Consider the following 20,234-nt stretch of genomic DNA (forward strand, 5'->3'; position numbering starts at 1 on the left):
CTGCTCCAAGATGCGTCGGTAATCGGCCGGCATCCGCCGTCCCTTCTGTTGGACGCGCCGACACCCCTACTAATGCCGACGTCGCCGCCAGAAGAACACGACCAAACACCCACCAGTACCAACTAGGTAGAAAACCGGTACCAACTACACGGACTACCCGTACCAAGCAGGGCTACGTGCCATCAGCGGACTTGGCCAAGGTCATGCCAGGGCTGGGTCACGCCAGGGCTGCGGGCCTCATCGATTTCCGGGCGTCATCGGGTGGACGCCGAAGTCTCTGGCAACCTGTTCGATCGCGACGGCTGCTCCACTATCACGGTCACCCGGACTACATCGTCACCGAACTCTTGGGGGTAATGCTGAGCACAGCTACATCGTTTTACATCGTTGCTAGATATGGGGTCGTGTTTCACGTGAAACGTGTGATGTCTGCTCATCCATGGAGATTGGTCACGTGACGCCGGCGTACTGTCTAGCGCGGTCATTTGCCTCGTAGCGGTGCAGCTGGATCGTGATCCTCCGTGGCGGTGGTGAGGTGTGTTAGTTGTAGCAGCGGATCGGTGACCACCTCCGTTGGTGGTTCATATCGAGGTCGCATGTCGAGGTCGGTGGTCAGGGTCGGTCGGTATCGATGAGGACTTCGAGTCCAACGTGTTGGTGGCCTTCAGCCCTATTCGTCGGGCTGTCAACGGCGGCTGAAATCTGGCCCCTTTTCGACGGTTGAATTTTGACCCCGGTGTGGTTGTTACTGGTTGTGTTTGGCGAGGTCGCGTCGGTTTTTGGTGCGGTAGGAGTCGCCTGTGATGGTGATGACTTCGGCGTGGTGGACGAGGCGGTCGATCAGGGCTGCGGCGACGATCTCGTCGGCGAACACTTTGCCCCAGCGGCCGAAGGGCATGTTGGAGGTGATCAGGATTGATCCTTGTTCGTAGCGGCTGGCGATGAGTTGGAAGAACAGGTTGGCGGTGTCGGAGTCGAACGGTAGGTACCCGATTTCGTCGACGATGAGCAGTCGGTAGCGGCGTAGTCGTTTGAGTTCGTGTTGCAGTCGTCCGGTGGCGTGGGCCTTGGTCAGGCGGGTGGCCCAGCCGGTGGCGGTGTCGAACAGGACCGGGTAGCTGTTGTGGGTGGCTTTGATACCGAGCGCGATTGCCAGGTGCGCTTTTCCCACCCCTGGTGGTCCGAGAAGGATCACGTTGTGGGGGGTGAAGGTGACGCCGTAGAGGTCGAGGGTGGCGGTGATGTCGACGAACCGGCCGATCGCTGCCGGGTGGACCGAGTAGTCGTTGCCGGCGACCGGCACGCAGTAGTCCCGGGCCAGTCGGCGGCGTTCGTGAATCCCGACCCGGGGCGGGACGGTCGGTAGCGCGGCCATCGCTGCCACATCGGCGGCCAGCAGATCGGACGGGCACCTGCCGATAGCGCGGGCGTTACGTCTGTTGCTGTGCTCGGTGAGCCAACTGCTGATCTGGGTGTTGAAGTCCGCCGGGGACTCGAACCGATGGCCGGGCAGGAACGAGGTTTCGAAGAACCCGTTGTTGCGTTCGACCATGCCCTTGTACTCGGGGTCTCGTGGTGGGTACTCGGGGTCTCGTGGTGGTGCCAGCTCCAGCCTGGTCCCCAGCGTTCCCACGAACGCTGCCGCTTCAGCAGTGGGTTTACCTTTACCTCCGATCGCTGATTCACGGTCCCACACGACCTCTTTCGTGCCTTTTCGTGACCGCACCGACCTGTGAGAGCAGCAACCACATACCGGCCAGGATGTCCCCGGCCAGCCGGGATGGAATCATCATCGCCAGCCGGTACTGTGACTAGGCCAACGTCATCACCAACACCGGCAGCACCGCAGACTGGTTGAGGCCCAACGGGATCGGGTAGTCGGGGAACCACAGATCCCACTGTGAACACTCACCTGGAACACTCACCTGGCTCATAGACCACCCGATCAGCGGGGTCCACACCCCGGAACTCGGGCCGGATCACCCGGACCCGGTCCTTGAGCACCGTCAGTGACCTGGTCCACCCGATCCGCTCAGCGATCACCGTCGCAGGCATTGTCGGATACTCGGCCAACAACGCCCGGATCGACGGCTCGAACACATCCACAGCCGACCCCTTCGCCGCCCGCACATACTTCGGCGGCTCGTCAGCAGCCAACGCCGCCCGGACCGTGTTCCGGGCCACTCCCAGCCGGCGCGCGATCTCCTTGATCGGCACACCCTCACTGCGATGCAAACGGCGGATCTCCGCCCACTGTTCCACTGAAATCATCCTCCTGATCAGACGGGGGTCAAAATTCACCCGTCGTCAGGGGGTCAGTTTTCACGCGTCGTCAACAGGGGTGTACTCGGTCAATACCGCGCCGATGAACGGATGATGGTGTTGCAGCTGGGGAAGATGCCCACCGTGCGGCGCCTGGCCTCCTCGGTTGAGGGGTTTGGTGGGGTTGTTGGACCAGGTTCTCCTCCATGCATCACTGGGCAATGCGGTGAAGGTGAGTATGTCTTCGCGGGGATCGCCGCGGTGTTCGGCGACTTCGGGTGGCTCGAATTCGGTGTCTTCCAGAAGACGGTTGGATTGTTCGTGGACCGCGGCTGGCGGTGGGTTGGTCGTGTGCGTTTGTGCAGCGTCGCCTTAACCGCCGGCCATTGGGCTCTTCGAGCACTCACTCATGAGATTCGCGGAGTTGAGATTCACGGAGTCATGGGTGCGGTACCGCTGCCATACGGCACCGGACTGGTTCACGGCACCGGACTGGTTCGCTTCAATGAGCGCGGCGGGGCGTCTTCTGAGGTCACCACTGAACTTCCGAACGTCACCCAGGCTACGAGCGACCAACTCGGCGAAGAAGGTGTCGGTTCTCTTCCTTGGTGAGTGTCGGCGGTGACGAAGGTGAACAGTCTGGTCCTGTCGAGGCGGCGATGTAGCCGTTGCCAGAGCAGTCATGCCCATTTTGCACCGCAGGCCGACTGCGCTTGGACCTGCATTGATACTCCGACCGGGAAAGTCCTTCGCTAGGCGGGTGACGATGGCACTTCCGAGTCGTTGAGTGATCGACATGCTTCAGAAGAAGCTGCTTGTCGATATGCTGGGCAGCTCTGTCTCATGGGTGGTGGCGGGATCTTATCTGCCGTGTTTCACGTGAAACACGGCAGGTCTTACGGACCGTTGTCGGGGTTGTGGGGCGCCTAAGCTGCTGAACGACTGTTCGCGAGGATGGCACCGAGCAGATCGATGATGGTCTCGCGGGTGGGAAGATCCCGACCGAGTCGTAGGTGCGGCGCAGGATCTGGTGGTTGAGCAGCTCGATTGGGTTGTTCGACCAAATCTGGCCCATACGTCCGTCCTTTGGGAACGCGCCGAAAGCCGGGACCAGGGCCTCGCGGTGTCCATCAGCGTTGATGCCGGTAGCGATCATCGCGACCGCCTTCATCGTCACCGCGTAGGTGCCGACGATTGCGAATGCGAACGGCCTGGCGGTATCGATGCGACGGTGCCTGAACGCGGCGACCTGCTCGTCGGGTTCAGCGGCCATCCGGGAGACCTAGGACTTCGACAGCGAGTCGATGCCACAGAGTCTTGACGAGTTTGTCCATTCGGCAGGTTGAGACTTGGCCAGATAGCGGGCGGCGACTACGCGTGATCAACGCTGATGCGGTGCATTGCCTCGTTCGAGGAGCCGTTCGGGAAGTGTATGAGCCGGACCGGGGCTCCGATGCGGCTACGTCTTGTCCTCCCCTCCCCTACCGGGGTGTACGCATATGCTTGGCCTTTGATCTCGCAACTGGAATGTTGGGCGGGGTTGTCCAGAGTTTGTGTAGGTATCACCAGAAGACTGCAACAGCCGTCACGTCGATGACGGATGACGTCAGTGAGTCTCTCGGCTCATACGTAATTGGCGCTGGAGCCGGATAAGTCCGTGGCGGTAGGTGTGCACACTTGCCGCTGGCGGCATCTGCGCCGACCGAGATCACCGATCCAGAAGCGCCTGATTGTGGCCGGTCCGGGAACCGTGTGCGTCGTACCTCCTCAATATCGTGATCGTGCTGCCGTGCACCGATTACCGGATTGCGATGGGTATGGATGTCGTTTCACGTGAAACAGCGGTAGACGCGTATCTGGTAGCGGGATCCTGAAGACCGGATAGCTCCCGGCAGCTAACCTACGTCCCTTCGGCCGCTACCCGACTATCAGAACGCTACTGCCAAATGCACGTTAGTCATGCAGGACAGTCGGCCGCTTGCACGGTCCTCGGGCCCGACCATCTGGCCAGGTGCTGGTATGAGTGTCGTCCGCCGGCAATTGGGTCCGCCGGCAATTGGGGTCTGTCACGATTGGGGCCCATCACGATCATTGACGCATCGCACCGGTTGGTACCAGGATTCCGGCAGGTTCGTACCGGTGGGGTTGTGGTCGTCAACGTCGGCGTCAGCCGAGGTGCCCGGCGCTGATGAAGAACGGAAGGCTGATGCCGGATCAGCGCACTGGCAGACGCACTTCCCGACCGAGTCACCGTCGACTCCATCGTCGATCGCCGCGCCTCCGCCGCCCGCCGGATCGACCTCGGCGGAGTCGACATGCGCCAAGCCAGTCACGATCAAGCACGCACATCCGAACAATTTCGGGAGTAGCAGTATCGAAGAGTCAGAACGCGGCTACCACCAAACAGCCTAAACAGACTGGCGGTACCAACCGGAGACACGTATCAATCATGCTGACGGTTGGAGCGCCAGCGCTTGGCCATGAGGCAGGCTCGCTACCGAAACCTAGGGGCGCCGACGACGCCGTAGACGTGCTAGGTAAGCCGGCACAGGCAGGAATGGTGCGGATGGGGGTCTCATGCAAGTACTTGCTAGAAACGTCACTGTGACAAGGCATATTCGGGTGGTTGACTGACGAATCGAAGTTCTCGACTGACGATCGATTGGATGCTGACTCTTCAGGCCGAAGTTCGGGAGCACCCGGTATTTGTCAAGGAGGTTTGAAGCCACCGGTAGTTGACAATGTCGGTGTTGTCGGTTTGTGTGGTCAGCTGCAGTGGGACTGGGCGGCTGCTGGTAGATCGCCGGTCGGTGTGGGTGTCTGGTTGAGTTCGGTGGGCTTGTTGATCGAGACCGTTGTGGGTTGGGGTCAGGATCTTCGGTCGACTGCCGACAGGTGCTCTCTGCTGTGGATGGACAGGTCTGTCCCCATGGGGAAGTAGTCACGCAGGCGCCCGTTGGTGTTCTGATTGCTGCCGCGTTGCCACGGCGAGTGTGCGTCGCAGAAGTAGACCAAGGCGCCGAAGGCAGAGGTGATGCCGAGGTGCCGCGCCATCTCGGTTCCCTGATCCCAGGTGATCGACCGGAGTAGGTGCGCGGGAAGGTCGGCCATCCGCTCGATCAAAGCGTGGCGTAGTGTCTTGCTGTCGGCGCTGGGCAGGTGGATCAGTCCGATCGTACGTGTGTGCCGTTCGACGAGTGTACCGATGGCCGATCGGTGGCTGGGACCGACGATCAGATCGTAGTCACGGACGCGCCGCTCGATCGCCTGGCGATGCGCATCGAACGCCCGGTACCCGGTGCGGCCTCGGGCCTGCGTGGGGTTGCGTCGTACTTCGCGGGAGATCGTCGACGGAGCACGGCCGAGCTCGCGGGCGATCGACCCGATACTGTGACCGGCCTGCTTCAGGTCGGTGATGATGATTTGCTCATCCTGTGACAGGTACTGCGGGCTGACCGCTCGGACCGCGAGGCGATCGAGTGCCGGGACGAAGCCGACAGCCTTCCCGTTGCGGTACGTCTTGTAGCCGCGAGACCAGTTCTTGCTCGTGGTTCTCGAAACTTCGACTTCGCGGGCAGCAGCGTTGATGCTCGAGCCTCGTTCTCTCAGATCGATGAACCGGCGGCGTTTGACGGACTGGGGCCGGCGACCAGGCCCCTTCTTTACTCGACGGGACAACACCACTCCTGAATCTACCGGGGGCATGTGTTGCAACGAGGTCTCGAAGCCACCCCGTCGTCAGGGGGTCAGTTTTCACGCGTCGTCAACACGGACCGACGAATCCCGCGCGAGGGTTGCGGGTGCCACCCCTCAGCTGTGGCTTCGTTGTAGGACGTTTCACGGTACTTTGTGCCTGTCTTGCATAGTTTCACGTGAAACGCTGTCGAATGACGACGCCAAGCTGAGTGCGCATTGATAGATGGTCGTGACCGAGATGTTCCATCTGGAGTACACCCGCAATCTCGCGGTCTACGCGGCAGACACCCTCCCCTCCCCTAGCGCTGCGTGGTTTTCGGAAGGAACAACTTCGCGACCGGTTGGCTGGGGTGTTCTGGCTGGGGTGTCGTCGACGGATCCTGCCTCTGCTCGCGTTTGCAGCTGCCCAGGAGCGGACATGGAAGCTGCCCGCTGATGATCATGTCGGGATGCCCGGTGGCGGACATGAATCTGCCGGTGGTGGGGTGAATCAGAGTGCGGGCATGTGGGGACGGTATCGAGGAGGCACCCGGGTCCCAGACGTCGAAGGTCTTGATGGCTTCTGGTCCTCGTTGTCGAGTGTTCCTCGGAGGTGGTGCGGTGGGCGGGGTCATCGAGGTGGTTGGTGGCCAGGATCGAGTCGAGGTCGCCGGTTGCGGACCAGCCGTGAAACGGCGGCATATCCCAGCGCACGGTCCACGTTGGTCATGTTGTGGTCGATTGGTTGTGTAGGGCGGCCACGTCGGTGGAGTGTGCCGTCTTCTGGTCCATGCGTTCAGTGTCGGTGGTGGCCTTCTTTAGCCACAGGTGCGGTCCTTCGCCCTCCAGTGCCAGGGACTGGCTTTCGGCGTCGTGCGGGCGTGGATGCGTGCGGATGCGGTAGTCGGGAACGGTGCTCGGCGGCATCGATGTGGGTGATCGACTTTTCGCATGCCGCTTCGAAGTGGGCAATAGCCGAACACACTCGGGGCCCACTTGACCCACCTCATGACCACACATGAACGCGCTTGTGACCGTCGATGGGCCGTCCTATATGTCCGCCGACATCTCGCCTACGTCGGGACACTTGCGTTGCGGCAATGACCGGTCTGGACAACGACCGACCTGCCGGTCCATCATCGCTGAGTTGATCGCAAGTTTCACGTGAAACGAAGATGGGCGTCACGGCTGCGATGCCGGACAACTGTGCTTCGTGACATCGGCCTGGTCCCGCGGTGATACCGAGTGCTTGAACGCTGTCGTCAAACGGACAGAGGACGACCGGTATCGTGACCACTCCCCTCCCCCGGTCCCGCCTCGCCGACCGAGCTGCTGACGTCGTCCGCGTCGAACGGCCCGTAGCGAGCCGAGCCAGAATGCGGTCAGCCGGATCAATCGAACCAGACGCATGATCCAGATGCGTGACGCGTGTTCTGTGTGCCGTCGTCAGGGTAGGTAGCGTCGAGGGAATGTCTCTTCCTCGTGCTTCGTACGGTGCCGGTGCGTTGTGATGCAGGTCGTTGTCGTCCTTGCTGCCTGTACAGCGGATCCGACGACCATTGCGCATAGGGACGGACAGATGGGTCTAGTGGTCATACAGACAGATATTTGAGCCTGGGTCGGGCCGCAGAGTAGCTGTTCTGTCCGCACGACTCCGAGGATTGGCTCTCGGCCGGACTGGCGCCTGGTAGCGGTTGACGGCCTAGTTCGTCGTTCTGAGTGGTTCATGGCGGGGACGTCAGTGCAGTCCTTGGTAGTCCCTTGGTAATCGAGCTCGAGGATCTCCGCACCAGTGAAGATCCCGGTAGGAATTGACGTCGCGATCACGGCACCTTCGACCGGTGTGTGCCAGTCTGGTGGTGCAATCGGGTGGCGTGAATTGTGGGGTCACCGGGTCGATCGGCAGGTTCACCTCGGTCGCCACGGTTTCACGTGAAACGGTGAAATCGTGCGCCGGCTTGAAGATGATAGCGACATCATTCCGGTGCTTCTTGAACTCCTCCGGCCGCAGAGTCGGCCCGGGCATCTGCTGTGAATTGCGAGAAGAGCGAGACAAGGGGTGCCCTTTCCCCACGTTTGCCCAGCAGGATTTGTGGATAGCGCGGCGATTCATGCACACCTCGCCGCGGGATTGGTAAGTCGGCGGTCAAGGGCGCAAAATGGAGGGAGTGTGCCGGGGGTTCGGCACAAATTCCCCATCGGGTTAAGGAGTCCAAGCGTGGTCGGTCAAGACCCGGGTGTTTCACGTGAAACCACGTCGCGAGAAGGCTTTGCCAGACAGTCCCTCGACGACACACCGATCGCCAAGGCGGCTGAGCGTGCGAGTCGCGTTCTGACTCCCGGTGCGTCCGGTCTGCTGCCGAGGCCACCGCACCGGCGCGTCATCACGGTCGCCAATCAAAAGGGTGGTGTTGGTAAGACGACGACGACGGTCAATATGGCCGCCGGACTCGCTCTGCATGGAATCAGGGTGCTGGTCGTCGATCTCGATCCGCAGGGCAACGCGAGTACTGCGCTCGGCATCGACCACCGTGCCGCAAACATCGAGTCGGTGTACGAGCTTCTACTCGGCGAGACGACCCTCACCGAGGCTGCCCAGAAGTGTCCGTCGCAAGAGAATCTCTACTGCATCCCTGCCACGCTGGACTTGGCCGGTGCGGAGATAGAACTTGTGTCGCTGGTTGCTCGCGAGAATCGTCTGCGCAGCGCCCTGGACAGTAGCCAGCTCGACGCACTCGGGATCGATTACGTGTTCATCGATTGCCCGCCATCTCTCGGCTTGCTGACAGTCAACGCCATGGTCGCGGCCGACGAGGTACTGATCCCGATTCAGTGTGAGTACTACGCACTCGAAGGTGTGGGCCAGTTGCTGCGCAACATCGAGCTCGTGCAGGCGCACCTCAATCGCCGACTGCATGTATCCACCATCCTCCTCACCATGTACGACGGCCGCACAAAGCTGGCCGATCAGGTCGCCGAGGAGGTGCGCCGGCATTTCGGCAGCAAGGTTCTCAACACGATCATTCCGCGGAGTGTGAAGGTGTCCGAGGCACCCGGGTACGGGATGACGATCATCGAGTACGACCCGGGGTCACGTGGCTCGATGAGCTATCTCGATGCCTCCCGCGAGTTCGCGCAGCGAGCCGTCGCAAGTACCGGTCCACGCTGAACTTGTCGGGGACGATCAGTTGCGAACCTGTCGCAGTAGTCATGTCGGCACACCTGATCAGTCCTGGGATACCTGCGGTTGTTGAACCGTCCATGCAGCATCATGGAATAGTTCGGGATGACGGTTTGCGATGCCTCGTCACACCGTCGTTTCGATCACTTTCCCACCACACCAGATTTCGCCTACACCAGATAGCGGAGGATCACCGATGAGCCGTGACACATCGACCCGGCGAGGCGGACTTGGCCGAGGGCTCGCGGCTCTGATCCCGACAGGGCCGCCGGAGGAGGACACAGCGTCGAAGGGGCCGAGTCTGGGTACTGCTGCGGCCGACGTCATCATCGGCCGCGGTCCGGAGCCGACTTCAACCGAATCCGCATCCAGGGATGTGGCGTCCGAGAACGGTGACCAGCAGGCCCCCTCCCCTACCTCGGAGGGAAAGGCGAAGTCCGACAAGCACCAAAAGGGCGACAAGAGCAAGCACGACAAGAAGGGCCAGTCCGTCGGCGCGTCGGCGAGAGATGTGGACGACGCGGCGCCCACGGACGCGTTCGCTGCAAGCTATCGTGAGCTGCGGCCGTCGGAGATCCAGCCCAATCCGCATCAGCCGCGATCGGTGTTCGACGAGGATGCGATGGCCGAACTCGTGCACTCCATCACGGAGTTCGGGCTCATGCAGCCAATTGTCGTCCGCAAGCTGGATGAACCGACCGACGACGGTGTCACCTATCAGTTGGTGATGGGTGAACGTCGCTGGCGGGCGAGTAAGGTGGCCGGGCTCGAACTGATCCCGGCGATCGTCCGAGAGACCGCCGATAGCGACATGCTTCGGGATGCGCTGCTGGAGAACATCCACCGAGCACAGCTCAATCCGCTCGAAGAGGCGGCTGCGTATCAGCAGCTTCTCGAAGAGTTCGAGGTGACGCACGAGGAGCTCGCCCGTCGGATCGGCCGTTCACGGCCGGTGATCAGCAACATGATCAGGCTCCTTAAACTGCCGGTTCCGGTTCAGCGACGAGTGGCCGCCGGCGTGCTGTCGGCAGGCCATGCGCGTGCGTTGCTGTCGCTGGAGGCCGGTGCCGACGCTCAGGAGGCGCTCGCGGCGCGCATCGTCGCCGAGGGATTGTCGGTTCGTGCCACAGAAGAGGCTGTGATGCTCGCCAATCGGGACGGTACTCCCGCTACGCCTCCTGTGCGCCGTAAGCCTATGCAGATGCCGGGTTTGCAGGACCTCGCCGAGCGGCTGTCTGATCGGCTGGATACGCGGGTGACGGTTAGCCTGGGTAAGAAGAAAGGCCGGATCGTCGTCGAGTTCGGGTCAGTGGACGACCTCGAGAGGATCATGGGAGTGATCGATCAGGGATGACGCTCGTACCGGCGGAGACTTCGTATGTGTGGCCTTCTGACGTCCGTATGAGCGGGTTCAAGGGTTAACGATAGAAACGTCACTGTGACGTAGAGGGGTGCAGAAGGGTGGAGGCGAATTGATGGTGAAACCAAAGACACTGGGAATAGCCAAGATTCGTGATATCCGGGGCATCGGTGCTGACGAGAGTGCTGTTCGATGGCAGTGACCGTATCAAGTCTGGACCTTGAGATGTTCGAGCGCCTACCCAAGCATTCACGGCAGTGTGTCTTCTGGGAGGTCGAGCCTGCAACACCCGCCCCCATCGAGGGATTCCGCAGCGAGTTCGACAAGGAGGCGTGGATCTCCGGATTGCTCCTGGAGTGGGGCACGTGCGGACAGCTGGCCACCGAATCGACCACAGGACACGTCGTCGGTGCCGCCTTCTACGCACCGCCGGGACGGGTGCCACGGTCACACCACTTTCCCACCTCCCCGGTGAGTGCCGACGCGGTTCTGCTCACAGCTATCCGTACCGAACCGGGATTCGAGGACAGCGCACTGGGTCTGTTGGATTCGGTGATCACCGATCTCATCAGGCGCGGTGTGCGGGCAATCGAAGCATTCGGCATTGTCCGGTCTGCCGACGAATCTGCGTTGTCGGACTCCGGGTTCACGGCTGGTCAGGCCGGCACGGTACAAGGCCGACAGACGCCGGTCCGCCGTCCGCCGTCCGTGACGTCGATTCCGTCGGATATCGCCGAGTGGACCGAGGAAACGATCGCCGAGGTCGCCAGGGAGATTCTCGATGCTCCTGTGCTGCCAGATGATCCGATCGTCTTGAGAAACGATCCCGTGTTGCCGGGAGTCGGCGAATACTGTGCGGAATGCATTATTGACGCAGATTTCTTGAAAGACAACGGATTTGACGTTGTCGCATCCGATCCCAAGTTTCCGCGGTTGCGACTTGAGCTCGACGAAGGCCTCAGTTGGAAGGCCGAGGTGGAGAGCGCGTTGGAGAAGCTGGTGATGAAGGCCGCGGTCGATCTGTCGATGCGTCAGGGTGCGGAGGTCGGCGCGGGGGTGACCGGATTCCGTTGTCGCGGTTGATAATTGGGTGAAAGGGACAGTGTTGTTCTACGGGGTTTCGAGGCTCATCGCCTAGGGGCTCTTCGTACCTCAACCGGTGGGGTGGGGTACGCGGTGTTAGTAGTTGGTTCCCTCGGCCGCGAGGAGATCGGCGAAGGTGTAAGTACCTGTCGGTTGATCATTCTCGCCGAGTAGATATACGCGTTTGACGGCCACGAGAATGGCCTCGGCGATGGTGTCGCGAGACTGCGGATCGCTCAGTACCGCCGCATCGGCGCTGTTGGTGATGTAGCCGATCTCGATCAATGCGGCCGGCATCTTGGTGAGCCGCAACAGTTCCCACGTGCGTTCATGAGTACGGCAGTCCATGAGATCGGTGCGGGCCACTATTTCACGCTGAATGAACTGCGCTAATTCTCGTCCGATGGTGGAAAAAGAACCGTGCGAATTGCCGAAATAGAATGTGGTGACGCCGTGAGCTCGTTCATTCGGATAGTGGGCGCACCGCAAAGAAATGGTGAGGTCGACACCCACCTGATTGGCGACCTTGGCCCGATCCTCGTCGGTGGGTGTGCCATGACCGTCGTGGGAGAGGTATGTCTCCATTCCGGCCGCGGCCATGCGCCGTTCGAGGCGGGAAGCCAAGTCCCACAGGATCTGTGACTCGAGATCGGCCATCGCGCCGGTGGAGAACTCATGCGTGCCGCCCGACCCCGGGTCGATGAGGACCCGCTTACCCGAGAGCTGCGGGCCCGAACTCCGCACGTGCTCCTCCTGCCGGATCGCATACGGGGATCCGCCGGTGACACGGCTGCCGAGACGCTGGAGTGAAACCAGTGTCGACGGTCCACAGATTCCGTCGGAAGCCAGGCCGTACTCACTCTGATACAGACACAAAGCGTTGTGGGTGGTCTCACCGAACGTTCCGTCGACCAGACCGGTGTAGTAGCCCAGGTTTTGTAGCTGTGATTGCAGGGTCGCCACATCGTCGCCGGCCATCGGCGCCGACAGGCGATACAACAGAACGCGGGCACCGAACTTGTATGACGACTCGCGCAGTACCCGATAGGTGGCCGGTCCGACGACACCGTCGACTATCAGTCCGCGTTCCTGCTGGAAAGCGCGCACCGCATGGTCGCATGCATCATCGAAGATGCCTGTGTCTTCAGATCCGACTGCGGGGAGAAGTCCACGACCGGCGAGGATCGACCTGATTTCGGAAACGCCCGAGCCCTCGTCACCACGCCGGTAGATCCGCATCGAGCGCTCCTTGCTGCCGTCCGGGCCCACCCCGTGCACAACTCACACCCCGTGTATGAGCGCTGGGCCGATCTGCATTGTCTCAGATTGTCCCAGGTGGTGGCGGCGCCGCCAATTCTAGCAGCGGGTGAAAATCACCGGACTGTCCGAGAACCGGCGAGTCGGTGCGAACAGTCCGGTGACCTGGCAGTCCGGTGAGCCGGCGATCAGGAGCCGACGACGCCGTCGAGCTCGCGCAGGAGCGCAGCCTTGCCCTTGGCGCCGACGATGGTCTTGGTCGGTTTGCCGTCCTGGAACAGGATCATCGTCGGGATGGACATGATCTGGAAGTCACGTGCGACAGCCGGGCTGGCGTCGACGTCGAGCTTGGCGATGGTCAGCTTGTCGGCGTGATCACCGGCGATCTCCTCGAGAACCGGCGCGACCATTTTGCACGGGCCGCACCAGGTGGCCCAGAAGTCCACCAGGACGGGTTTGTCGGACTGCAGCACCTCGGCGGCGAAGGTGTCGTCGGTGACGGTGATCGTGTTGGCGCCCATGTGGGCCTCCTCTGGATTGGGTGATCTGGGGTTGGGATGAGAGGTTTCGGGGGTATCCGGCTCAGACGCCGACGGCGGCAGCGGCCACCGGATCGGTGTCCTGGAGTGCTGTGTCCTCGAGTGAGGTGTGGTCCTCAAGTGAGGTGTGCTGATCGGCAAGCCAGCGTTCGGTGTCGATGGCGGCCGCGCAACCACTGCCGGCAGCGGTGATCGCCTGCCGGTAGGTGTGGTCGACGAGGTCGCCGCAGGCGAACACGCCGGGCAGCGAGGTGTGGGTGCTGCGGCCCTGTACCTGCACATATCCCTCATCGTCGAGGTCGACCTGGCCGCGGACGAGTTCGCTACGCGGGTCGTGGCCGATGGCGACGAACATGCCGGTCACGTCCAGGGTGCTGGTCGCTCCGGTCACGGTGTCGATGAGCTCGAGGCCGGTGACGGAGCTCTCGCCCAACACCTTGCCGACGGTGGCATTGGTGACGAAGCGGATCTTCTCGTTGGCACGGGCGCGTTCGAGCATGATCTTGGACGAGCGGAACTCCTCGCGGCGGTGGATGAGGGTGACGCTGCGCGCGAACTTGGTGAGGAAGGTGGCCTCCTCCATCGCCGAGTCGCCGCCGCCGATGACCGCGATGTCCTGATCCTTGAAGAAGAACCCGTCGCAGGTGGCGCAGGATGACACACCGCGGCCCAGCAGTTCCTGCTCGCCGGGGACGCCGAGGTAGCGTGCGGCCGCCCCCATGGCGAGGATGACGGCGCGGGCGCGATGCACATCGCCGGCCACCTCGACCTCCTTGACCGGCCCGTCGAGCCGGAGTGCGTCGACATCTTCCATACGCAGGTCGGCGCCGAAGCGCAGCGCCTGCTCACGCATCTCGTCCATCAGGTCGGGTCCCTGGATACCCTCGCGGAAACCCGGATAGTTCTCCACCTCTGTGGTGGTCATCAGCGCGCCGCCGAACTGGGTGCCCTCGAACAGCACCGGCGACATCTCGGCACGGGCCGCGTAGACGGCCGCCGTGTACCCGGCGGGTCCGGACCCGACGATTATCACGTCGTGGATCGGGGCGTCGCTGGTGTGTTCGGTGTCGGTGTTGGTCATCAATTCCTCCGTGCTGCGGTGTGCTGCCCAGGCTTCTACCACCGGGACGGCTATCCGCCGGTTCCGGCTCGTACAACGTAAGCGTATGCGGTCATGTTCCCTGCGGCCGGATGCACTCATCCCCCGACCCGTGACGCGGTCACCCGCCGATGGTCGTTTCGGCGATGGTGGCGGGGTTGCCGGGACCGCACTCCGGGCCGACGACCAGGGCGGTGAAACGGCCCGTCATGCCGGTGGTGACGAGGATGACGACGACGTCGCGTCCACGCAGGCGCACGGGCGCGGATCCGGCGATGGGCACGTCGTCGGCGATGCCGTGGGCTCGCGTGCATCCGCGCCGGCCGGCGTCGTCGGGGAAGGCCGGTGTTCGTGAGCCGAGCGCGGTCAGCAGGGCGGCGCGTTCGGCCGGTGACAGGGCAATCAGGGTGCCTTGCGGTGGATCGGTGGCCGGCTCGGAGCCGGCTGTCAACGCCGCGACCGTGATCCCTCCCGCGGCGACTGCCGCGATCGACGCTGCGGCGATGATCAGCTTGCCACGGCGCGGCCGCCGCGCGATGTCGACGACATTGTTGGGCACCTTGTGGTCGGGCGGATCGGCATTGTTCGGTGCACTGGCGGGTTCCCGCCGCGCGGACAGACCGGCCAGGGTGGTTCGTGACCTGGCGAGGACCTCGTCGGGCACTTCCTCCGGCGCCACCGGCCAGGCCGCGAGGTCGGCGACCGTACGATCGAGCGCCGCCAGGACAGCCCTGGCGTCGTCGTCGAGATGTGTGCGGATGTGTGCGGCCGTGGCCTCGTCGACGATGCCCGCGTGCAGGTCGGCAAGCAACTCGACGGGGTAGGCGGGCATGGGTCTGGCGCTGGGGTCAGGTGGGTTGGGGTGCTCGTGCATCGACGATCCCTCCTACGTCCATGTCGGGGTCCACGAGATGGCCGAGGAGCCGGGCGAGCCGGGCCCGGGCGCGTGAACTGCGGCTCTTGATGGTGCCGACGGGCAGATCGAGGCGCCGGGCGACCTCGGCGAGGGGGAGTCCCTCGACATCGATGGCGATGATGACGGCGCGCTGCTCGTCGGTGAGTTGGTGCAGGGCATCACCGATCGACAGGGACAGATCGACACCGGCCATGTGGTCGGAGGGGTCGGCAAACGGTGCGGTTTCCGGGTCGGCAATGGGGATGATCCGGTGAAGTTTGTTGCGCCGCAATCGATCCAGTGAACAATTGACGACGATACGGTGCAGCCAACCGCCTGCCGAGCCCTCACCGCGGAATTGGTCGGCAGTTTGGTAGGCACTGATGAGGGCCTCCTGCAAGGCATCTGCCGCGTCGTGCGGGTTACCGCAGGTGCGGACGGCGACCGCCCACAGATGACTGTGGTGACGTTCGATGAGCGCGGTGAACGCATCCGGATCACCGGCCACGTGCGCGTACAGCAGTTCTTCATCTCCGGTCACTTGCACCCTTCCCCCGCTCCCTGTTCAGAGCTTAGTGCACCCGGTGATATGTAAACCGTTGGTGCAGCCCACCATCCACAGTTGTGGGCAACTCTGTGGATAGCTTCGTGCGCAAGGGGTCCCCCGAATCCGGTAGCGCTGCTGCGAATCGGGCTCAAACTCGCTGGATAGCTTGGGCCGCAGCAGATTCCGGAGATACAAAAAGACCCGGCCGCAGTGGGCCGGGTCTGGGGAGAAACTGGATACGAAAGGCGCTACCCCGTCATCGAGATCTGGGAGATGGTTGCCTGGTACCCGCCGTCGGGGCTCGGCGGCAACGATTTGATCCAGACCAGCACGTGGCTGGTCGGTGCCGCGCCGGTGATCGGGATGGTCGTCGTGCGGTCGGCGACGCGGACCGTCGCGAGTTCGCGGGTGTTGTCCAGCCCGCCCGGCGTCGCCGATGCGGACGAACGTACCGACACATCGAACCCGGGTGTGCTGGTGCGGATCGTGACCGACTTGACCGCCTGCGGTTTGTTCAGCGCGAACATCAGCCCCATACCGGTCTTGAGTCCACCGAAGGCCGGACTGCCCTGGTAGTTGTCGGTCTGCCACGGCGGCGCCGCGCCGCTGATCACGTTCGGCAGGTAGACCGTGCCGTCGGCGGGTTGCCCGGAGTAGTCGGCGAGCGTCACCGACCGCAGACCGATCGGTCCGGCCGGGGTGGGGGCGGCCGCCGGCCGAGCCGCGTTCGCAGGCGTGGCGGGTGCCGATGTGGTGGGCAGGATCGAGTCGATGTCGGTCGCCTCGTCGTCGCCGCCGAAGATGCCGGTCGCCCACGCCACAATCGCCAGCACCATGAACAGGACGGCCAGGCCGAGTCCGATCAGCACCGCCAGGTTGCGTTTGCCCGGATCGGGCTCCGCCTTGCGCGCGGTCACCGACACCGGCGGCAGATCGCCGTCGATCGCCGGCAGCAGATCCGTCTTCAGGTCAACGACCGTGGCCTGGTCGAGAACCTGCTGCACGGTGGCCGCCGTACGGATGCCCCGGTTGCCGTCGAGGGCCCGGGCGGCGACTGCCGAGATCTCGAACGGTACCCCCTTGCGGGCATCGAGCGGTTCGACGGGAACACCGTTCTTGTCGGGCTCGGCCACGTCCAGGCCACCGACCTGCTCGGTGGTGTCCGCGGTGGTGATCACCTCCGAACCGGTTGCCGCGTCGAGCGGCCACCGATTGAGCAGCAGCGCGTACAGCACAGCGCCCAGACCGCGCACGTCGGAGGCCTTGTCGTCGCCGGCGAGAGTGCCGGGGAAGGCAAGCACCGCGTTACCGTCGGAACTGATGCGGATCCGGCTCGGATGGTCGATGGACAGCGCGCCGCCCGAGCGGTGTGCGGCCTCTGCGGCGGCGGCCAGCGCACGCACCGCACGTGCCGCGCCGATCGGCGACGGACCGGACTGGGCTACCTCCGACAGCGACGATCCGGGAACCCATTCGGACACCACGATGCCGCCCGACGAGCCCCGGACCACGTCGAGCACACGGGCGACACCCGGTGAGTTGACCTGCCCGAGGCGCAGCGTGCGGGCGAGTACCGCCTGCGGGCCGGTATCGGACGGCTTGATCTGCTCGCCACGGGAGGGCGGCGGAGCCATCTGGTCGGCATCGACGAAGGTCAGCGCGACCTCGCGGTCGAGGTTGGTGTCGCGGGCCCGCCAGAACTGCAGACCCCGTGTGCCGCCATGGCCCTCGAGTAGCCGGTAGCGGCCACCCGCGACGGCTGCGCCCGCGATCAGCCGCGGTCCGCGAACCACCGGCTCGGGAGCCGACGGCGGCCCGGCCGGGGTTTCAGTTACCTCGGGCGTCTGTTGCCCGGTGATGTCGACGATCTTGGTGGGGGCGTCATCGGCCCCGATTCCCGGTGTGGACGCTCCCGTTGCGGGTGATACCGGATCAGGAATCGGTCGATCAGGAATCGACTGGGCGGAGGGGATGTGCGTGGCGGCATCCGCCGCCAACGTCTCGGGCACCATCGGTGCCTGGGGGGCGCTGGTTTCACTCACGTGCCCGAATCCTCTCCTGCGGTATCTCGTGTCGGGTGGCAGAACCATCCGGTTGGCGGCATACGCACCGTGCATCCCGGTCGCACCACCCGAATGCACCGCATACGATTGCCAGCTCGAGGTGCCCCGGTCGAACCGGCGCACGATCTGTACCTGACCAGAGTACGGGAGAGCGTCGTCGTTCCCGACTCGCGGGAACTGGAGGGTGAGCGAGGCGAGGTCATCGGCGGGTGGCGGCGTCTTGGGAGCCAGTGCCGGGACGAATCTGCCGAGCAGCCGCTGGACGGCGTCGAAGATCGCGACGACGTCGGGCACCTTGAATGCGGCGAGTCCCGAGTACACGACGCCCAAGACCACCATCGCGGTGATCGCGAGGTAGCCGAGCGACCCGATCTTGCCGTGGCTGGTCGACAGATGTGCCAGGCCCGACAATTCGGCCATCGCCCAGACCGCCGCGGTGACCGCGGCCGACGTCACGATGGTCACCACTGTGGTGCGATTCACATCCTTCATCCGGAAGGAACCGAGCCGCCGCCGCAGCAACTGGTGGCCGACGATCGCGCCGACGAGGTAGCCGAGACCGTTCGACAGCGCCAGCCAGCGTACGACGTGATCCGGGTCATCGAACAGCACCGTGCCCACATACGACGAGGCGACCTTCACGCCGGTGATACCCACCACCATCACCGTCGGGGTCCACGGATCCTCGCGGGCGTAGAACACCCGCAGCTGCACCAGCGTCATCGCATACGGGATCAGCGTGAACGCGCCCCAGGACAGCACCGAACCGAGTTGATCGGCGGCGTCGAGGTCGTACTGGCCGAAGTTGAACACCGCGATCGCGATGGCGGGGCCGAAGAACGTCATGAACGCGACGATCGGCACCAGCGACACCATCGTCAGCCGTGTCGCCAGCGACATGTCGTCGACGACGGCCTTGTGGTCTTCGGCGGCGGCGTTGCGCGAGAGCCGCGGCATGATCGCAGTCAGGATGGTCACGCCGAGCACGCCGTACGGCAACTGCAGCAGTTGCCAGTGCGTGAAGTAGGCGCTGATGCCCTCCGCAGTGGCCGACGCGGCGATCCGGTAGGTGATCATCATGCCGACCTGCAGCACCAGCACATAGGCGACGATGGCGACCGCCATGTTGCCGAACTTGCGCAGCCGGGCGTCGATACCCCACTCGAAGCGCAGCTTGACCCCGGCGCGGCGAAGCCACGGAACCAGGATCATGGCTTGCATGACGACGCCGAACATGCAGCCCAGACCCAGGACAAGCAGCTGCGGGTCCGTCATCCGGACCGGGTTGACGGTGATCTCGCCGGGCATCAGCGCGTATAGCACCAGCGTCGAGATCTGCACGATGTTGTTGAGCACCGGCGCCCACGCACCGGGCTTGAAGTACCCGCGCATGTTCAGGATCGCGATGAACAACGCGGTCAGGCCATAGAACAGGATCTCCGGCAACAGCAGATAGGCCAGCGCCGTCGCCAGTTGTCGGTCCACCTTGCCGTCGCCGACGTTGAGGTACGTCAGCACCGGCGCGGCGATGACGGCGACGACGGTCGCCACCCCGAGCACCACCATCACCAGGGTGAAGATCTTGTTGGTGAACGAGACTCCACCATCGGGGTCCTCGGCCTCGGCTCTGGCCAGCAGCGGGATCACGATCGCGGTGAGCACGGCGCCGAGCACGACCTCGGCGATCATGTTGGGCAGCACGTCGGCCGCCTGGAACGCCGACGCCAGCGCCGGACCGAGCATTGCCAGGATCAGGACCGTGCGCAGGAAACCGGTGATCCGGCTGAACAGGGTCGCGAGTGCGATCGATCCGCCGGTCTTGAGGATCGATGAGTCCGAGTCCTCGGGCGGTGTCTCGGACGAGGTCTTGCCGTTTGTGTTCGGACGCTTGAGCAGTGTGTTTCCGGCCGGTGCGGCACCGGACCGGGTGTCGTCACCTGCCGGGTTCGGGCCTGTCGGGTTCGGCAGGGGTATGCCCGGCTGCTGTGATTTCGCACCCGGGGATTTCGCACTCGTGCCGACGGGCGGGCGCTCGGCACGTCGCTGCCGGATGGGCGCCGGTTGCGGCAGGCCCTGTTGTGGAGGTTTCTGTTGTGGGGGTCCCAGCTGCGGGGGCACCTGTCGAGGTGGCTCCGGTTGCCGGGCCGCAGGGCGACTGCTCATCGGTGGTGCGGCCGGCGGCCTGCGATTGAGCCCCGGCGTCGACGGCTTGCCGGGCGGAACCTGCTGGGGACTCTGCGGACCGGGCTGGATGCGGGCACGTGGAGCCGGTG

14 protein-coding genes and 1 pseudogene are annotated in these 20,234 nt (G+C 63.7%); 3 read left to right on the top strand and 12 right to left on the bottom strand.

The window, feature by feature from the left end:
* Nucleotides 1–745: 745 nt before the first annotated feature.
* From KDB67_RS03125 to KDB67_RS03150, 6 genes and pseudogenes are all read right to left on the bottom strand, one after another.
* Nucleotides 746–1,726, bottom strand: a complete 981-nt coding sequence (locus KDB67_RS03125) for an ATP-binding protein (protein ID WP_291012272.1) — start codon at nucleotides 1,724–1,726, stop codon at nucleotides 746–748.
* Between the two features lie 182 nt (nucleotides 1,727–1,908).
* Nucleotides 1,909–2,271: a helix-turn-helix domain-containing protein gene (locus KDB67_RS03130; protein ID WP_291012275.1), complete on the bottom strand. Its 363-nt coding sequence runs from the start codon at nucleotides 2,269–2,271 to the stop codon at nucleotides 1,909–1,911.
* 51 nt (nucleotides 2,272–2,322) lie between these two features.
* Complete coding sequence (locus KDB67_RS22340) at nucleotides 2,323–2,565, bottom strand: transposase (protein ID WP_366851720.1); 243 nt, start codon at nucleotides 2,563–2,565, stop codon at nucleotides 2,323–2,325.
* 538 nt (nucleotides 2,566–3,103) lie between these two features.
* A pseudogene (locus tag KDB67_RS03140) lies at nucleotides 3,104–3,611 on the bottom strand (transposase); the annotation flags it as partial.
* Nucleotides 3,612–5,130: 1,519 nt separating this feature from the next.
* On the bottom strand, nucleotides 5,131–5,877 hold the full coding sequence (locus tag KDB67_RS03145; protein ID WP_291012468.1) for an IS30 family transposase: 747 nt from the start codon (nucleotides 5,875–5,877) through the stop codon (nucleotides 5,131–5,133).
* 786 nt (nucleotides 5,878–6,663) lie between these two features.
* Complete coding sequence (locus KDB67_RS03150) at nucleotides 6,664–6,864, bottom strand: hypothetical protein (protein ID WP_291012279.1); 201 nt, start codon at nucleotides 6,862–6,864, stop codon at nucleotides 6,664–6,666.
* Between the two features lie 1,291 nt (nucleotides 6,865–8,155).
* Between KDB67_RS03150 and KDB67_RS03155 the strand changes: the two genes are divergently transcribed.
* The 3 genes from KDB67_RS03155 to KDB67_RS03165 all read left to right on the top strand — a co-directional run bounded on the left by KDB67_RS03155 (nucleotide 8,156) and on the right by KDB67_RS03165 (nucleotide 11,561).
* On the top strand, nucleotides 8,156–9,106 hold the full coding sequence (locus KDB67_RS03155) for a ParA family protein (RefSeq protein WP_291012281.1): 951 nt from the start codon (nucleotides 8,156–8,158) through the stop codon (nucleotides 9,104–9,106).
* Between the two features lie 208 nt (nucleotides 9,107–9,314).
* The gene (locus KDB67_RS03160) at nucleotides 9,315–10,472 is read left to right on the top strand and encodes a ParB/RepB/Spo0J family partition protein (protein WP_291012283.1); all 1,158 of its coding nucleotides are present in this window, start codon (nucleotides 9,315–9,317) and stop codon (nucleotides 10,470–10,472) included.
* 198 nt (nucleotides 10,473–10,670) lie between these two features.
* Entirely contained in the window at nucleotides 10,671–11,561 is an 891-nt protein-coding gene (locus KDB67_RS03165) for a hypothetical protein (RefSeq protein WP_291012285.1), read from the top strand.
* Nucleotides 11,562–11,657: 96 nt separating this feature from the next.
* On the opposite strand, the gene KDB67_RS03170 is transcribed toward KDB67_RS03165, so the two are convergent.
* From KDB67_RS03170 to KDB67_RS03195, 6 genes are all read right to left on the bottom strand, one after another.
* Complete coding sequence (locus KDB67_RS03170) at nucleotides 11,658–12,800, bottom strand: N-acetylmuramoyl-L-alanine amidase (protein ID WP_291012288.1); 1,143 nt, start codon at nucleotides 12,798–12,800, stop codon at nucleotides 11,658–11,660.
* A 206-nt stretch (nucleotides 12,801–13,006) separates the two neighbouring features.
* Nucleotides 13,007–13,339, bottom strand: a complete 333-nt coding sequence (gene trxA / locus KDB67_RS03175; RefSeq protein WP_291012291.1) for a thioredoxin — start codon at nucleotides 13,337–13,339, stop codon at nucleotides 13,007–13,009.
* 61 nt (nucleotides 13,340–13,400) lie between these two features.
* On the bottom strand, nucleotides 13,401–14,438 hold the full coding sequence (gene trxB, locus KDB67_RS03180; RefSeq protein WP_291012292.1) for a thioredoxin-disulfide reductase: 1,038 nt from the start codon (nucleotides 14,436–14,438) through the stop codon (nucleotides 13,401–13,403).
* Between the two features lie 139 nt (nucleotides 14,439–14,577).
* A complete protein-coding gene (locus KDB67_RS03185; protein WP_291012293.1) occupies nucleotides 14,578–15,288 on the bottom strand; it encodes a hypothetical protein in 711 nt (236 codons plus the stop codon).
* A 16-nt stretch (nucleotides 15,289–15,304) separates the two neighbouring features.
* The gene (gene sigM, locus KDB67_RS03190) at nucleotides 15,305–15,892 is read right to left on the bottom strand and encodes an RNA polymerase sigma factor SigM (RefSeq protein WP_291012295.1); all 588 of its coding nucleotides are present in this window, start codon (nucleotides 15,890–15,892) and stop codon (nucleotides 15,305–15,307) included.
* Nucleotides 15,893–16,146: 254 nt separating this feature from the next.
* Nucleotides 16,147–20,124: a murein biosynthesis integral membrane protein MurJ gene (locus tag KDB67_RS03195; protein ID WP_291012297.1), complete on the bottom strand. Its 3,978-nt coding sequence runs from the start codon at nucleotides 20,122–20,124 to the stop codon at nucleotides 16,147–16,149.
* Between the last annotated feature and the right edge of the window lie 110 nt (nucleotides 20,125–20,234).

The organism is Gordonia sp. (in: high G+C Gram-positive bacteria) (genome assembly GCF_020438995.1).
In the GTDB taxonomy this organism is placed as follows: Bacteria; Actinomycetota; Actinomycetes; order Mycobacteriales; family Mycobacteriaceae; genus Gordonia.

Bases quoted from the DNA above. Each gene is read 5' to 3' on its own strand.
- KDB67_RS03170 (WP_291012288.1), bottom strand. From the start codon at position 12,800: ATGCGGATCTACCGGCGTGGTGACGAGGGCTCGGGCGTTTCCGAAATC.
- KDB67_RS03185 (WP_291012293.1), bottom strand. From the start codon at position 15,288: ATGCCCGCCTACCCCGTCGAGTTGCTTGCCGACCTGCACGCGGGCATC.
- trxA (WP_291012291.1), bottom strand. From the start codon at position 13,339: ATGGGCGCCAACACGATCACCGTCACCGACGACACCTTCGCCGCCGAG.
- KDB67_RS03165 (WP_291012285.1), top strand. From the start codon at position 10,671: ATGGCAGTGACCGTATCAAGTCTGGACCTTGAGATGTTCGAGCGCCTA.
- KDB67_RS03130 (WP_291012275.1), bottom strand. From the start codon at position 2,271: ATGATTTCAGTGGAACAGTGGGCGGAGATCCGCCGTTTGCATCGCAGT.
- KDB67_RS03195 (WP_291012297.1), bottom strand. From the start codon at position 20,124: ATGAGCAGTCGCCCTGCGGCCCGGCAACCGGAGCCACCTCGACAGGTG.
- KDB67_RS03150 (WP_291012279.1), bottom strand. From the start codon at position 6,864: ATGCCGCCGAGCACCGTTCCCGACTACCGCATCCGCACGCATCCACGC.
- trxB (WP_291012292.1), bottom strand. From the start codon at position 14,438: ATGACCAACACCGACACCGAACACACCAGCGACGCCCCGATCCACGAC.
- KDB67_RS03160 (WP_291012283.1), top strand. From the start codon at position 9,315: ATGAGCCGTGACACATCGACCCGGCGAGGCGGACTTGGCCGAGGGCTC.